The following is a 14,723-nucleotide window of genomic DNA, read 5'->3' as shown; positions in this document are numbered from 1 at the left end:
ATCCGGGCCTAGGCCACGGGCACGGACAGATCCCGGATGTCCGGCGCTGGTCGGGTCGGCGACAGCGGTAGCGACCTCGTCCCACCGACCACGGTGCGGCGGGGCCGGGGCATCGGATCGACATCACTGTCGGAAACACAGAGACTCATCACCCGGTGCCCCTCGAAGAAGAGCAGCCGTCGCTCGCGCAACCCGGCCAGCCGGCTCTGAAGCACGTCCGCCAGGTGCGGCAACTCGGTGGCGAGCTTGTCCACCCGTACCGGCTTGTCGAGATGCAGCAGCAACTCCGTGTCGACGTCATCGAGCAGGTAGCTGTTTTCCTGGCCTGACCGCGTGTCTCGGATGGTGGTGACTCCGTCGGCCCGGGTGAGGCTCAGCACGGGCCCACCGCTCGCCACCCAGGCCGCGTTCCACTGGTCGACCCGGTCGCGCAGCGGACGTATCCAGGTCGCCGCCGAGATCATGTAGTCGGAGACGTTCTGGTCGGCGAAGTAGTAGGCAACGTCGCGTAGCCCCTCCGGGTCGAAGGGGTACGTGAGCCGGTAGTGATCCACCGGCTCAAGGTCGAGCCCGTACTCGGCCGCGTTGTTGAAGTAGGGGCTGAATCGGTCGAAGCGGACCGGGAAGCACCCCTGCGGCGGCGGCAGGTGGGACAGCAGCGGCAGATCCTCCACATACCGCCGGTAGGTCTCCTCCGCCTCACCGGGGAACCCGATCAACAGGTTCCACACCGGGGAAATGCCGAACCGCAGACAGTTCTTGAGGAACTGGATGTTCTGGAACGACGAGGTGCCCTTGCGCATCAGCTTGAGCGTCGGCGTCGCCATCGCCTCGATGCCGGGCTGGATCTCGTTGACCCCGGCGCGTTTCAGCACCGCCATGTCCTCGATGTCCAGACCCACCTTCACCTCGTAGAAAATCGAGATGTCCTCGGGCGGGTCGAGTTTCGGGAACACCTCGGTGAGGTAGTCCATCGGCATGATGTTGTCCGTGCAGCAGTACTTCGTCGCCCACGGCGCGTGCGAGAACAGCCAGTCGAACTGCTTGAGCGCGTTCTCCGGCCGCATCGCCCGGTAGGCCATGGTCTGGCCGTTGAGGCCGCAGAACGTGCAGTGCGCCCGCTCCCCCCACCAACAGCCACGGGAGGTCTCGAAGAACAACATCGGCTCCGCGGCGGCGGCCGGCAGCTGCACCATCTGCTCGAACGAGGCCCGGAACTCGGTGTAGTCCGGGTCGAAGTAGTCGTCGATGTCGGCGTTGGGGCCGATCGCCTTGCGGTACCGGCTCTCCATCTGGTTGCGCCGAGTCACCACGCCTCTGATCTGGTGCGCACGGTCCAGGTCGTCGTTCAGCACGCTACGCAGGAACTCGGGGAAGGTGACCAGGGCGGGGCCGGAGAAGACGAAATCGAGCTGCGGGCAGTGCCGCGCCAGAGCCGCGCCCATCGGCGCCTCGCAGTTCGCGCCCCCCATCAGCGTGGTCACCGCCGGGTTGCGCCCCTTGACCAGCCGGGCCGCCGCGAGGCTGGGCAGGTTCTGGGTGAACATCGAACTGAACCCGAGCAGTTCGGCCTCGTCGAGCCGATACTTGTCGATCATGCTGAGCAGGAAGTCCGTCAGGCCCTCACGACGGCGCAGCACCGTCCGCCGCAGGGCGGCCTTTGCCGGTCCGGTGAAGTAGCGACTGAAGTATTCGTCGACATTGTCGGGCAGTTCCGGAAAGGCGAGTTGCCGGAACATCCAGTCCCCCACACCGGCGACGTGAAAGTCCATGTCTCCGGCGATGGCGTCGTACTCCTGTGCGCCGAAGTAACGGACGAAGTCATGGTTGAGGTAACACACCCGAACGTCGAATTCGGTCGCGAAGTCGCGACGTACCAGCGCGGACAGCTGGCTGAGCCCGAACGACGGCCGACGCCGATCGGCAAACGGCATGTTGACGAGGGCTAGCTGGCGCATGTAGACCCTTCCACGGTCGAGGGCCGCCACGTCGAGTACTGGCGCAGCCCGTACAGCAGCGGCGTGTCGGCGGTGTACTGCACTTCGACGACCTGCCCCACCACCAGTGCGTGGTCGCCGACGACGCGGACGTCGGACCGGATGCAGGCCGCGAACCCGCACGCGTCCTCCACCAGCCACGGCAGGCGGTCATCGCCCCGGGGGCGCCAAACCACCTGGTGAAATCGGTCCGGCTGACCGGCGGCGAAGACCTCCGCGGTCCGCTGCCCCCGGGCGTGCAGCAGGTTGACCCCGAATCGCCCCCGGTCCTCGATGGCGGCCAGCGTCCGGCTGCCCACCCGCAGGCTCACCAGCAGCGTCGGTGGCTCCAGGGTGACGCTCATCAGCGACGAGCAGGTGAGTCCCCACGGTGCGCCCGCAGCGTCGACGCTGGTGACGACGGCCACCCCGGTGGGGAAGCCGCTCATGAAGGTCCGGCACCCCTGCACCAGGCCCGGTTCGGCAGCCGGCCGCGTCGGTACGACGGTCATGACTGAGCCACCGGTACCGGCTGAATTGTGTTTAGGTACTCGTACGCGCTGGGCAGCGTGTCGACCAGTCGCGCGGCGTCCGACCGGATCGCTGCCAACTCAGCCGCCGCCCGCGTCGGGTCGATGTGCGCCACAGCCGGACGGGCGGTCTTCGGAGCCAACCCCATGCCCAGCGTGATGGTGATCCACGAATACACCTCGAACCCGTGGTAATAGGGGTAGATCGTGCTCTCATCGAGCACCCGTACCGCGGCTGTCTCCAACCGCTCAGCCAGCCCGTCCGGAATGCTGCGCATTTTGGTTTCGCGCCAGTACGGGGTGTCCTGACGGGGCGAGGCGACGTAGTGCAGGACCAGGAACTCCTTCACTCCGTCGATCACCCGGGCGACCTTGTCGTTGTAGCCGCGGATCAGTGTTTGGTCCCAGGTGCTGTCCGGGAAGTGCTTCACCAGCTGCTCGATGGCGTGCTGGATGAAGAAGATGCCGGTGGACTCCAGCGGCTCGACAAAGCCGCTGGACAGGCCGACCGCCACGCAGTTGTTCACCCAGGACCGCTCGTTGCGGCCGATCCGCATCCGGATGTGATTGGCCTCCAGGTCGTCCTGACCGGGCGCGGCGAACTCACGCAGCGTGCGCTCCGCCTCCTCTGGCTCGCAGAACTCGTCGGAGTACACGTAGCCGGTACCGATCCGGCCGTACAGCGGGATGGTCCAGATCCAGCCGGCTCCCTTGGCGGTGGCCCTGGTGTAGGGCGCGATCCCGTGTTCAGCCATGTCCCGGGGTACCCGCAGCGCCACCGCGCGGTTGTTCGGCAGCACATCGGTGAAGGAGATGAACCGTTCCCGCAACGTCTGGTTGATCAGGAGACCCCGGAAGCCGGTGCAGTCCACGAACAGGTCGCCGGTCACAGGCCCCTGGTTGCGGGTGCTGACGTGGGTGATCCAGCCGCGTTCGTCCTGCCCCACGCCCACCACGTCGTCGACGACGTGCCGTACGCCCTGGGCGACACCCAGCTTGGTCAGGTAACGGGCCATCAGTGCGGCGTCGAAGTGGTAGGCGTAGGGAAACTGGGCCCGCTGCTCGTCGAGGGTGGAACGACCCAGGTCGCCGTCCAGGCTTGTGGTGAAGAGACTGCCGTCGAGCATCCGGGGCGAACGCTGGGCCTCGCACAGGTATGGCGTGATGAACGAGCCCCGGTCGAAGCTCTCGGTCGGGTCGCCGAGGGCCAGGTTCCACTCCGCCGCGGTGAACCCGTCGGAGGTACGCAGCCGCTCGAACGGGTGATAGAAGTGGCTGCCGTCGCCGCGCCAGTTGTCGTACTTGATGGCCAGCTTGTAGGAGCCGCTGCACTGCGGCATCCACTCGCGTTCGTCGAGGCCCAGGTAGTCGAAGAAGTGCCGGATGGTGCTGAAGGTCGCCTCGCCGACGCCTATCGTGCCGACCGCCGCCGACTCCACGAGGGTCACCGAGATCCGGTCCCGAAAGGCGGTCTTGAGGTAGGTGGCGGTCATCCAGCCGGCGGTTCCGCCACCGACGATGACAACGTCGCGAATCATCATCCCTACGCTCCCTGGGTCGCTGACTGAGCGGTCCGCACGCTGCGTGGCCGCATGTCCTTCCACACCCGGTCGATGTGGTCGAGGCACTCCTTGCGGGTGCCGTCGGTGCCCTCGTCCTGCCAGCCCGGCGGGTTGGGCCGGTCCGACCACCACACCGAGTACTGCTCCTCGTGGTTGATCACGACCTTGAAACGGATGTCATCCGACTGCGTCATCGGTGGTTCCTCTCTGTCCTGGGGATTTCAATGGCCGCGGGCGTCTCGCAGCCGGTCGGCCACCGCCGGGCCGATGCTGTCCAGCGCCGGGGCCTGCGTCATCCGGTCGTGTTCGCAGTCGACCCGCACCACGTCGACCTGACCCTCGACGTACGTCCGCCACACCGCGGCGGGGTCGAGCCGGTCGTCCCAGGTCCGCATGGCCACGAACAACTGCATGTCGCCGTGAAAGCGCCGAGGCGTGAACGCGTCCATCAGGCGGGCGTTGTTCAGCACCACCCCGGTCAGCGCCTCAACGGACTTGGCGTCGAGCAGTTCGTCGTCCGGTTTCGGCCGGAGTCCGCCGTCGGAGGGACCGGTCGCCTCACCCCGGTCGGCGGACGACTCCGGCAGACCGAGGGCGTCGAAGAGCAGCGCACGGGCTTCCACCTCGGTCTCGACCCGCACGTCCGCCACGTCGGTCGCCGGGTAGCTGTCGATCAGCGTGAGCACCGCGACGCGCTCGCCGTCGGCCTGCAGCCGGGTGGCCATGGCATGTGCAACCAGGCCGCCGAAGGACCAGCCGAGCAGGTGGTAGGGGCCGCGCGGCTGGATCCGTCGAATCTCGACGAGGTAGTCGTCGGCCATCTCCTCGACGCTGCCGGCCAGCAACGCGCCGCCGTTCGCGCCACGCGCCTGCAGCCCGTAGATCGGGCGAGCGATGCCCGCCTGCCGGAGCAGTCCCGAGTAGCACCAGCTCAGCCCACCGACCGGATGTACGCAGAACAGCGGCTCGCCGTCCCCGTGCGCACGCATCGGCAGGAGCACGTCGAACGGATCCGATGTCACCCCGGACTCGATGGCCGGGGCCAGAGTGGCGACAGTGGGATTCTCAAACAGCGTCCGGATGGTCAGCTCCACCCCCAGGGCCGTACGCACCCGCGACACCAGGCGGGTCGCCAGTAGGGAGTGGCCGCCCAGGTCGAAGAAACCGTCATCGACGCCGACCGAATCGATGCCCAGCACCTCGGCGAACAGACCGCACAGCACCACCTCACGGGGGCCGGCCGGTCCCCGGCCACCGGCACCGCCGGTCGACTCCGGCACGGGCAGCGCCGACCGGTCCAGCTTGCCGTTGGGGGTCAGCGGCAGCGAGTCCATCGACACCAGCGCCGACGGCACCATGAAGCCTGGAAGCTGCCGGCCGGCCCCGGCCCGCAGCGCGGCCACGTCGACCCGTCCGCCGGCGACCGGGCAGACGTAGCCGACCAGCCGCTGGTCACCGGGACGGTCCTCGCGCACCACGACCGCGACCTGGCCGACCGTGGGGTCCGCGGCCAGCACCGCCTCGATCTCGCCCAGTTCCACCCGGAAGCCGCGTACCTTCACCTGGTCGTCGGCCCGGCCGACGAAGCCGAGGTTGCCGTCCAACCCCCAGCGCACCAGGTCCCCGGTGCGGTACATGCGGGTGCCGGGTGGGCCGAACGGGTCGGCGACGAACCGGGTCGAGGTCAGCCCCGCACGCCCCCAGTACCCGCGGCCGAGTCCGGCACCCGCCACGTACAGTTCCCCTGCCGCACCCGGCGCCACCATCCGAAGAGCCTCGTCCAGCACGTACAGGCGGGAGTTGAGGATGGGCTTGCCGATCAGCGGTACGTCCCCGTCGGCGACCCGGTACGAGGCGGTGTCGTTCGAGCATTCCGTCTGGCCGTAGAAGTTGTAGCTGGCCGTGTCCGGCGCGGAGCGCATCGCGTCCCACAGCGTTTCGGTGACAGCCTCACCACCGACCATCAGCACCGTCGGGTGGTGCCGGCCGGCGGCGAACATGCCGGCCGCTACGAGTTGCTGCATGAACGACGGCGTGAGGTCGACGAAGCCGATCCGCTGCCGGTCGATGTAGTCGACGAAAGCCTCCGCGTCCCGGCGGACGAAGTCGTTGATCACGTGCAGCTCGTGACCGTCGAGCATCCACAGCAGGGAGTCCCACGACGTGTCGAAGGTCAGTGGCGCGGTGAAGCCGATCCGCAGCCGGCCACCGCCGGCGGCTGCCACCTCTGGCCGGAAGAATGTGTGTCGATGGCTCCAGTAGAGGTTGACCATGCCCCGGTGCTCGATCACCACCGCCTTCGGCCGGCCCGTCGACCCGGAGGTGTAGATGACATATGCGGGGTTCTCCGGTCGCAGCGGCTGGAGCCGCTCCGGGTCGGTCAGCTCCGCGTCGGAGAGCGCGGCCAGTTCGGCGCGTACCGCGTCGTGGTCGAGTTGGACCACGGGAGTGGCCAGCCGCGGCAGCGCGGCCAGGCCGTCGGCGGTGCCGAGAACGACCACCGGTGCCGCATCGGCCAGCATGAAGGCCAGCCGGTCCGCCGGATGCTCCAGGTCCAACGGCAGGTAGGCGCCGCCGGCCTTGAGCACCGCGAACAGGGCCACGATCATGTCGGCCGAGCGTGGCACGGCCAGGGCGACCACCAGCTCCGGGCCGACCCCCCGGTCGATGAGCAGCCGCGCCAGTCGGTTGGCCCGCCCGTCCAACTCGGCGAAGGTCATCCGCTGGCTGTCATGGACCACGGCGATCTCGTCAGGGGTACGGGACACCTGCTCGACGAGCAGGTCGACCAGCCGGACCGGCGGCGCGGGCAGGCTCGGGCCCATCCAGTCCTCGGTGAGTGCGCGGCGTTCGTCGTCCGACATCACCTCCAGCTCGCTCACCGGCAGGTGCGGATCGGTGGCGGCAGAGGTCAGCAGCCGCACCAGGCGTTCGGCCAGCGCACTCACGGACGGCTCGTCGAAGAGATCGGTCGAGTACTCCAGGTAGCCGCGCAGACCCGCTGGGGAGCCATCCGGGCCGTAGTCCTCGAACACGTCCAGAGTCAGGTCGTACTCCGACACTCCGTGCCGGACCGCCTCGTGGCTGACCCGCAGGCCCGCGAAGTCGAACGCGGCGGCGGCGTTGTTCTGGAACGCCAGCAGCACCTGGAACAGCGGGAACCGGGCCAGCGAACGGGTCGGACTGACCGCCTCCACCACACGTTCGAAAGGGACGTCCTGGTTGTCGTATGCGGCCAGGTCGGTGTCCCGAACCCGGTCGAGCAGTTCGGCGAAGGTGGGATCGCCACTGAGGTCGGTACGCAGCACCAGGGTGTTGACGAAGTAGCCGACCATCGCCTCCAACGCCGGATCGCCCCGGCCCGCCGACGGGGTGCCGATCGGGATGTCGGTGCCCGCGCCCATCCTCGACAGCAGCGCCGCGAGTCCGGCCTGCACCACCATGAACAGGCTCGACCGCCGGTCGCGAGCCAGTTTCAACAGCGCGTCGTGCTGGTCGGCGGCCAGGCTCAGGGCGACGGTGTCGCCCGCGTAGCTGGCGACTGGAGGGCGGGTCCGATCGGTGGGCAGGGCCAGTTCCTCCGGCGACCCGGCCAGATTCGTCCGCCAGTAGTCGAGCTGCCGGCTGATTTCGCTGTCGCGGTCAGCGTCGTCACCCAGGATCTCCCGCTGCCAGACGGCGTAGTCGGCGTACTGCACCGGCAGCGGCGGCCACTGCGGCACCCGGCCCTCGCGACGCAGCGTGTAGGCGTCGGCCAGGTCTCGGCTCAGTGGCGCGAGCGACGCCCCGTCGACGGCGATGTGGTGGATGACCAGCAGGAGGACGTGGAGTTCCGGATCAAGGCGGAACAGATGTGCGCGTAGCGGAATCTGCGCGGCAAGGTCGAAGCCGCCCGCGGTCGCCTTGGCCAGCGCGTCGGGGAGGTCCGCCTCGGTGGTGTCCCGCACCGGCATCGGCGGCCGGGTCGGGGGCAGCACCGTCTGGAACGGCGCTCCGGCGTCCTCGCCGAACACCGTCCGCAGCGGCTCGTGCCGCGCGACAAGGTCGGCTATGGCGGCGACCAACGCGTCCACATCGAGCGGGCCGGCCAGGCGCAGCGCGACCGGCGTGTTCCGGGCACCGGTGTCGGTTCCGTCCATTCGGTCCAGGAACCACAGGCGCTGCTGGCCGAAGGAAAGGGGAATACGCTCACCGCGCGGCACCGCGCGGACCGACGGGCGGGCGGGCAGGGTGGGGTCGACGGCCCTGGCGAGGGCGGCGACAGTCGGATTCTCGAACAGCGCGCGGACGGTCAGCTCCACCCCCAGCACCGACCGCACCCGGGCGACCAGTCGCGTCGCGAGCAGCGAGTGCCCGCCCAGGTCGAAGAAGCCGTCGTCGACACCGACCCGGTCGATGCCCAGCACCTCGGCGAACAGCCCGCACAGCACCGACTCCCGGTGACCGACTGGCAGCCGGCCGCCGCCCGTGCCCAGGTCCGGTGCCGGCAGCGCCGCTCGGTCCAGCTTGCCGTTCGGCGTCAGGGGCAACGCCTCCAGCAGCACGATGGCCGACGGCACCATGAAACCGGGCAGCCGCTCGGCCGCCGCTGCCCGCACCGCCTCCATATCGACCTGGGCACCGTCCGCCGCGCTCACGTAGCCCACCAACCGCTGGTCGCCGGGGCGGTCCTCGCGGACCACCACCGCCACCTGCCCCACCTGTGGGCCGGCAGCCAGCACCGCCTCGATCTCGCCGAGTTCCACCCGGAACCCGCGCACCTTGACCTGCTCGTCGGCCCGGCCCAGGAAGTTCAACCCGCCATCGGGCCGCCAGCACACCACGTCGCCGGTGCGGTACATGCGCGAGCCGGCCGGCCCGTACGGGTCGGCCACGAACCGGGAGGCCGTCAGGCCGGGTCGGGCCCGGTAACCCCGGGCCAGCCCGGGACCGGTCACATACAACTCACCGGCCGCCCCCGGCGCGACCGGGCGCAGCCCCTCGTCCAGCACGTACACTCGCACGCCCGCGATCGGACGGCCGATGTCGGCGCGTACGGTGCCCGGGTCCGGGGGGCAGGCCGGGTCGTAGCTTCGCGAGCTGACATCGATGCTCGCCTCGGTCGGGCCGTAGGCCATCACCATCCGACGGCCGGTCGACCAGAAGGCGGCCACGTCGGGCGGGCACCCCTCGCCACCGGTCACGATCGTGCTCAGGTGCGTCAGCTCCCGCTGCGGAACGGTGGCCAGCACCGAGGGCGGGATGTGCGCATGACTGATCTGGTGCTGGGCGAGATAGGCGTACAGTTCCTCGCCTGCGAGGGTGGCAGGCGCCAGCACGAGGCAGCCACCGGCCAGCAGCGCCATCGACACCTCCGCCACCATCACGTCGAAGCTCGGTGACACCAGCTGCGACACCCGCGCACCGGGTCCGGCGTCGTGCCGGGCGATCTGGTTGGCCAGCAGCCCAGCGAGGCCGCTGTGGGTCACCTCGACGCCCTTCGGGACACCTGTGGAGCCCGAGGTGTAGATGACGTACGCCGGGTGGGCGGCGCGCGACGGGCCGAGACGGTCCAGATCGGACAGGTTCGCCGGGGCTGCCGTGGTCAGGTCGAGCTCCTCCAGCACGACCCGCCCGGCCGCCGCGGCCACCGGCGGTACGGCCAGACCGGCCCGCGTGGTGAGGACCACCGTCGGTGCGCTGTCGTCCAGCAGAAAGGCGAGCCGTTCGGCGGGGTACGAGAGGTCCACCGGCAGGTAGGCGCCGCCGGTCTTGGCCACCGCTACGATGGCGACGATCAGGTCGATCGAGCGGGGCAACGCGAGCGCGACCGTCCGCTCCGGGCCGACCCCACGGGCGACCAGGGCGCGAGCTAGCCGGTTGGCCCGCTCGTTGAGTTCGGCGTAGCGGAGGCTCCGGCCGCCCGCCTCCACGGCGGGCGCGGACGGGGTGGCGGCGACCTGTGCCTCGAAGAGTTCGGCGAGTGTCGTGGCGGAGGGCTCGCCTGCCCTGCCCGCCCAGGTGCTGAGCAGATCACGCCGTTCCCGTTCGGCCAGGATCTCGACCTGGCAGACCGGTGTCGTCGGCTCGCTCACCAGGTTGCTCAGCAGGCGTACCAGCCGCTCGGCCAGCAGCGTGACGGTGCCACCGTCGAACAGGTCGGTGGCGTAGTAGAGCTCCCCGGTGAGTTGGTCACCGGAGAGGTGCATCATCAGCGCCAGGTCGAACTGGAGCGAGGTGAGCGCCAGGTCCTGCGTCCGCACCTCGACATCGACAAGATCGGCGGGCTCGTCCTCGGCGCCCGCCAGGGTGAACATCACCTGGAACAACGGCGACAGGCTCTGGTCCCGGACCGGATTGAGCCGCTCCACCACCTGATCGAAGGGCACCTCCGCGTGGCGCAACGCGCCGAGCACCGTGCCCCGTACCCGTTCCAGCAACTCGACGAAGGTCGGACCGTGCGGGGTGTCGCCGAGTTCGGTACGCACGACGACGCTGTTGACCAGGAATCCGACGACATCGGAGAGTTCGGGGCGGCTGCGGCCGGTGACCGGCGTGCCCACCGCGATGTCACGCTGGCCGCTCAGCCGTGCGAGGAGCACCTGAAAGGCGGCGAGTAGCACCATGAACGGCGTGACGCCTCGCGCCGCAGCCAGCTCTCGCAGCTGCCGTACGGTCTGCTCGGGCAACTCCAGGCGTACCCGGTCGGCGGCGAAACTGGGCATCGCGGGGCGCGGACGGTCGGTCGGCAGGCGTAGCACCGTGAGATCGGCTAGCTGCCGATGCCAGTAGCCGAGCGCTCCCTCGTACCGACCGTGCGCCTGCCGCTGCCGTTGCCACCAGGCGAAGTCGGCGTAGTGCAGGGCCACCGGGTCGAGCTGAGGTACGGTGCCGGCGCGGCGGGCTCGGTAGCACTCGGCCACCTCCCGCCACACGATCTGGTGGGACCAACCGTCGTAGGCGATGTGATGCAGCACGACGAGCAGGACGTGTTCGTGCTCGTCGACCCGCAGCAGGCAGCCACGCACCACCGGGCCCCCGGCGAGGTCGAAGGGTCGGGCCCACTCGTCGTGCAGGATCCGGCTCACCAGGTCGTCGGCGAGTCCGCCGACCGCGAGGACCGGCAGCGCGACCGGCAGCGGCGGGTCGACGACCTGCACCGGCCCCTCTTCGGTGGCGAGGTAGCGGGTTCGCAGGATCTCGTGCCGGGCGACCACGTCGCCCAGGGCACCGGCGAGGGCGCCCTCATCGAGCGCCCCATGCAGGCGCACCGCGACCGGCATGTTGTAGGCAGGTGACTCCGGTGCGTACTGCCAGAGGAAGTAGAGCCGCTCCTGCGCGTACGACAGCGGCATCCCCTCGGCCGGGCGCGGCGCCGGTGCCGGCGGCGGGCCGTCAGCGGGCCCGGCGGTAGCGAGCCGGGCCGCCATCGAGGCGACCGTCGGCGCGTCGAACACCGCCTGGACCGGCAGCTCGATCCCGAGCGCCTGACGTAGGCCGAAGACCACCCGGGTGGCCAGCAGCGAGTGCCCACCGATCTCGAAGAAGTCGTCGTGTACGCCGATTTCGTCGGCACGGCCCAGCACCTGCCGCCACACCTCGGCCACGGCGCGTTCGGTGTCATCTCGCGGGGCGACCCGGTTCACGGCATCGTCCTCGGGCGTGACCATCGGCAGCCGGGACTTGTCCACCTTGCCGCTGAGCGTGCGGGGTAGCCGGTCGATCGGCACGAAGGCCGCGACCCGCAACTGGGCCGGCAATCGTTCGTCCAGGTAGGCGCGCAGGTCGCCGGTGGACGCGGCACGGCCGGGCGCGGCCACGACGTAGGCGACAAGCCGGTGGTGGGACACTCCGTCGCGAATCGCCACCACGCACGCCTCGCTGACCGCGTCGTGCCCGCGCAGCACTGTCTCGATCTCGCCGGGCTCGACCCGGTGGCCCCGGATCTGCACCTGGTCGTCACTTCGGCCGATGAACTCGATGACACCGTCGGCGAGCCACCGGCCCCGGTCCCCGGTTCGGTAGAGCCGGCTGCCGCTGTCGCTGCCGTACGGGTCGGGTAGGAACCGGTCGGCGGTCAGTCCGGGCCGGTTGAGGTAACCCCGGGTCACCCCGTGACCGCCGACGTACAGGTCACCGACGACGCCGATCGGCACCGGACGCAACTGCTCGTCTAGCACGTGCACGGCGGTGTTCGCCACCGGAGAACCCACCGGGACGATGCCGGAGACGGTGGTGACGCCGGGCCGGGCCGCGAACATCGTGCTGTCGATCGACGTCTCGGTGGCCCCCCAGGCGTTGACGATCCGCACCCCGCTGGGCAGCACCCCCAGCGCGGCCGTGTAGTCGCTGACCGCGAAGCTGTCCGCACCGACCATCAGCAGCCTGAGGTCGGGCAGGGTACGGCCGGTGTCCGTCAGGTGCGCGGTGATCGCGGTCAGTACGGCGGGCACCGTGTCGAACGCGTCAACGCCTTCCACGGCGAGCATGTCCACCAGGGCCTGCGGGTCACGGGCGAGCGACCGGGGGCCGAGGATCAGGCAGCTACCGAAGGTCAGGCTGCGGACCAGGTCACCAACGAAGACGTCAAAAGCCGAGCTGGCGATGGTCATCCACCGGCGAAGCGACCCCGGTTCCCAGGTCGTCCAGGCCGCCCGAAGGTTCGCCGTGCCGCCCCGCGTCACCATCACGCCCTTCGGCGTACCGGTCGACCCGGAGGTGTGGATCACGTAGGCCAGGGCGGACGGGGGTGCGGTGCGGGGCGGCCGGTCGGCGGGCACCCCGGCGAGGGCGTCCGGGTCGTCGAGCCGGACCACCTGCCACGGGCCGGGTGGCAGGTCAGCGGCGGTGGCGGCGTCGCTGAGCACCACCGTGGGCGCGGCGTCGTTCAGGAGTACGGCCACCCGGGCCCGAGGCTGTTCCGGGTCCACCGGTACGAAGGCGGCGTCGGCCTTGAGCACGGCCAGTGGCGCGACGACCGTGTCGTGGCCACGGCCGACGCAGATCGCCACCCGGTCGTCGATGCCGACCCCGTGGCGACGCAGCAGGTTCGCGATCCGGTTCGCGCGCTCCTCGACGGCCGCGAAGGTGAGGACCTGACCGTCGCAGACCAGCGCGGGCGCGTCCGGTGTCGCGTCCGCGTACGCCTCGAAGTGCTGCTCGATCGAGATTGACGGCGAGTAGGTCAGCCTGGTGTTGTTCCAGTCCCGGATCTGGCGGCGCTCGTGGCTGGTCGACAGGTGGTAGTCACCGATCCTGCGGTCCGGTGTGGTGGCGATGCCGGCGAGCAGCTGCTTCAGGTGTTCCACGATCCGCTCGGCGGAGTCCCGGTCGAACAGGTCCACGCTGTACTCGAGCTCACCAGCCAGTCCGTCGGGGCCCTCGCGCAGACCGAGGGTCAGGTCGACCTGTGCGCCCTGCCCCGCCCCCGGGTACGGCTCGACGGCCACGTCGCCCAGGTTCCAGGCATCGTTGGCGGCGGCCGCGTCCCCGTCGGTGGTGAACATGACCTGAAACAGGGGGGTGGCGCTGGCGTCCCGCGCCGGGTTGATCCGCTCGACAACCTGGTCGAAGGGCACGTCCTGATGGGCCAGTCCATCGAGCACGACGGCCCGGATCCGGGTGAGCAGTTCGGTGAAGGTGGGATCGCCGGACAGGTCGCCCCGCAGCACGACGGTGTTGGCGAAGAACCCGACCAGCCCGGCGACCGCGTCCGAGTCCCGCCCGGCCACGGGGGTGCCGACCGCGATGTCCGACTGACCGGACAACCGCGACAGCAGCACCTGGAAGGCGGCGAGCAGCACGACGAACGGGGTACAACCGCTGGCCCGGCCGAGTTCACGCAGTCGGTCCGCGACCGGAGCCGGCACCCGTACCGGTACCCGATCCCCGTCGAAGGTGGGCACCACCGGCCGGGGTCGGGCGGTCGGCAGGTCCAGCACGGGCACCTGCGTCAGCCGTTCCTGCCAGTGACGCAGGCCCTGCTCGTACTCCCCGTCGGCTCTGCGACGCCGCTGCCACCAGGCGATGTCGGCGTACTGCACGGGCAGCGGTGGTAGCTGTGCCGCCGCGGCGACGCCGCCGCCGTAGACCACGGACAGCTCCCGCCACATGATCGGCAGGGACCATCCGTCGCAGGCGATGTGGTGCAGCACCAGCAGCAGCACATGCTCCTCCGGTGCCCGCCGGTACAGCATCGCCCGCAGGACCGGGCCCTCGGCGAGGTCGAACGGGCGCAGCGTCTCGGCGTCGATCAGCTCGCGCAGCTCCGCTTCCGTCCGGCGGCCGGCCGGTACGTCCACCACCGGCAACGGCACCGGGACAGCCGGGCCGACAATCTGTTCGGGACCCTGCGCGCCGTCGACGTAGCGGGTGCGCAGCACCTCGTGCCGGGCCACCACCGCCGACAGCGCCACGCCGAGCGCCGCCACGTCGACCGGCCCCCGCAGGCGCACCGCCACCGGAGCGTGGTACGCGGCCGAGGTGGTAGCCAGCCGCCACAGGAAGTAGAGCCGCTCCTGGGCGAACGACAGTGGGAGGGCGGCGTCGCGGGGTGCCCGTGGAACTCCGGTTGCACGCGCGTCGCCGCGGCCCAACCGCTCCAGCAGCAGTCGGCGTCGCTCCGGGGAGAGCTGGGCGAGCCGCTCGGCGAGGGTGTCAGACATGGCGGTCCCTTC

Annotated in this window: 5 protein-coding genes; all 5 read right to left on the bottom strand. The window is 70.2% G+C overall.

All coding sequences use genetic code 11. The features are described 5' to 3' along the window. Window positions 1-8 precede the first annotated feature (8 nt). The 5 genes from O7601_RS11590 to O7601_RS11570 are packed head-to-tail and all read right to left on the bottom strand — an operon-like array spanning window position 9 to window position 14,711. Window positions 9-1,958 (bottom strand): RiPP maturation radical SAM C-methyltransferase, encoded by a 1,950-nt coding sequence (locus O7601_RS11590; protein WP_281566167.1) that lies wholly within the window; start codon window positions 1,956-1,958, stop codon window positions 9-11. Beyond that, the gene (locus O7601_RS11585; RefSeq protein WP_281566166.1) at window positions 1,946-2,488 is read right to left on the bottom strand and encodes a flavin reductase family protein; all 543 of its coding nucleotides are present in this window, start codon (window positions 2,486-2,488) and stop codon (window positions 1,946-1,948) included. The genes O7601_RS11590 and O7601_RS11585 overlap by 13 nt, the downstream gene beginning before the upstream one ends. Beyond that, window positions 2,485-4,047: a tryptophan halogenase family protein gene (locus O7601_RS11580; RefSeq protein ID WP_281566165.1), complete on the bottom strand. Its 1,563-nt coding sequence runs from the start codon at window positions 4,045-4,047 to the stop codon at window positions 2,485-2,487. Before O7601_RS11580 ends, O7601_RS11585 begins: the two co-directional genes overlap by 4 nt. A 2-nt stretch (window positions 4,048-4,049) precedes the next feature. Next, window positions 4,050-4,262 (bottom strand): MbtH family protein, encoded by a 213-nt coding sequence (locus O7601_RS11575; protein WP_281566164.1) that lies wholly within the window; start codon window positions 4,260-4,262, stop codon window positions 4,050-4,052. A 27-nt stretch (window positions 4,263-4,289) separates the two neighbouring features. Next, window positions 4,290-14,711 carry a non-ribosomal peptide synthetase gene (locus tag O7601_RS11570; RefSeq protein ID WP_281566163.1) on the bottom strand — a complete coding sequence of 3,474 codons (10,422 nt, stop codon included), beginning with the start codon at window positions 14,709-14,711 and terminating at the stop codon, window positions 4,290-4,292. Window positions 14,712-14,723 lie beyond the last annotated feature (12 nt).

This window comes from Verrucosispora sp. WMMD573 (assembly GCF_027497175.1).
GTDB lineage: Bacteria > Actinomycetota > Actinomycetes > Mycobacteriales > Micromonosporaceae > Micromonospora.
Note: the sequence above shows the minus strand (reverse complement) of the source record. Positions and strands in the feature narration are given on the sequence as shown.

What these genes read in the sequence shown, in the direction of transcription:
- O7601_RS11575 (WP_281566164.1), bottom strand. Translation starts at nt 4,262, where the DNA reads ATGACGCAGTCGGATGACATCCGTTTCAAGGTCGTGATCAACCACGAG.
- O7601_RS11570 (WP_281566163.1), bottom strand. Translation starts at nt 14,711, where the DNA reads ATGTCTGACACCCTCGCCGAGCGGCTCGCCCAGCTCTCCCCGGAGCGA.
- O7601_RS11585 (WP_281566166.1), bottom strand. Translation starts at nt 2,488, where the DNA reads ATGACCGTCGTACCGACGCGGCCGGCTGCCGAACCGGGCCTGGTGCAG.
- O7601_RS11580 (WP_281566165.1), bottom strand. Translation starts at nt 4,047, where the DNA reads ATGATGATTCGCGACGTTGTCATCGTCGGTGGCGGAACCGCCGGCTGG.
- O7601_RS11590 (WP_281566167.1), bottom strand. Translation starts at nt 1,958, where the DNA reads ATGCGCCAGCTAGCCCTCGTCAACATGCCGTTTGCCGATCGGCGTCGG.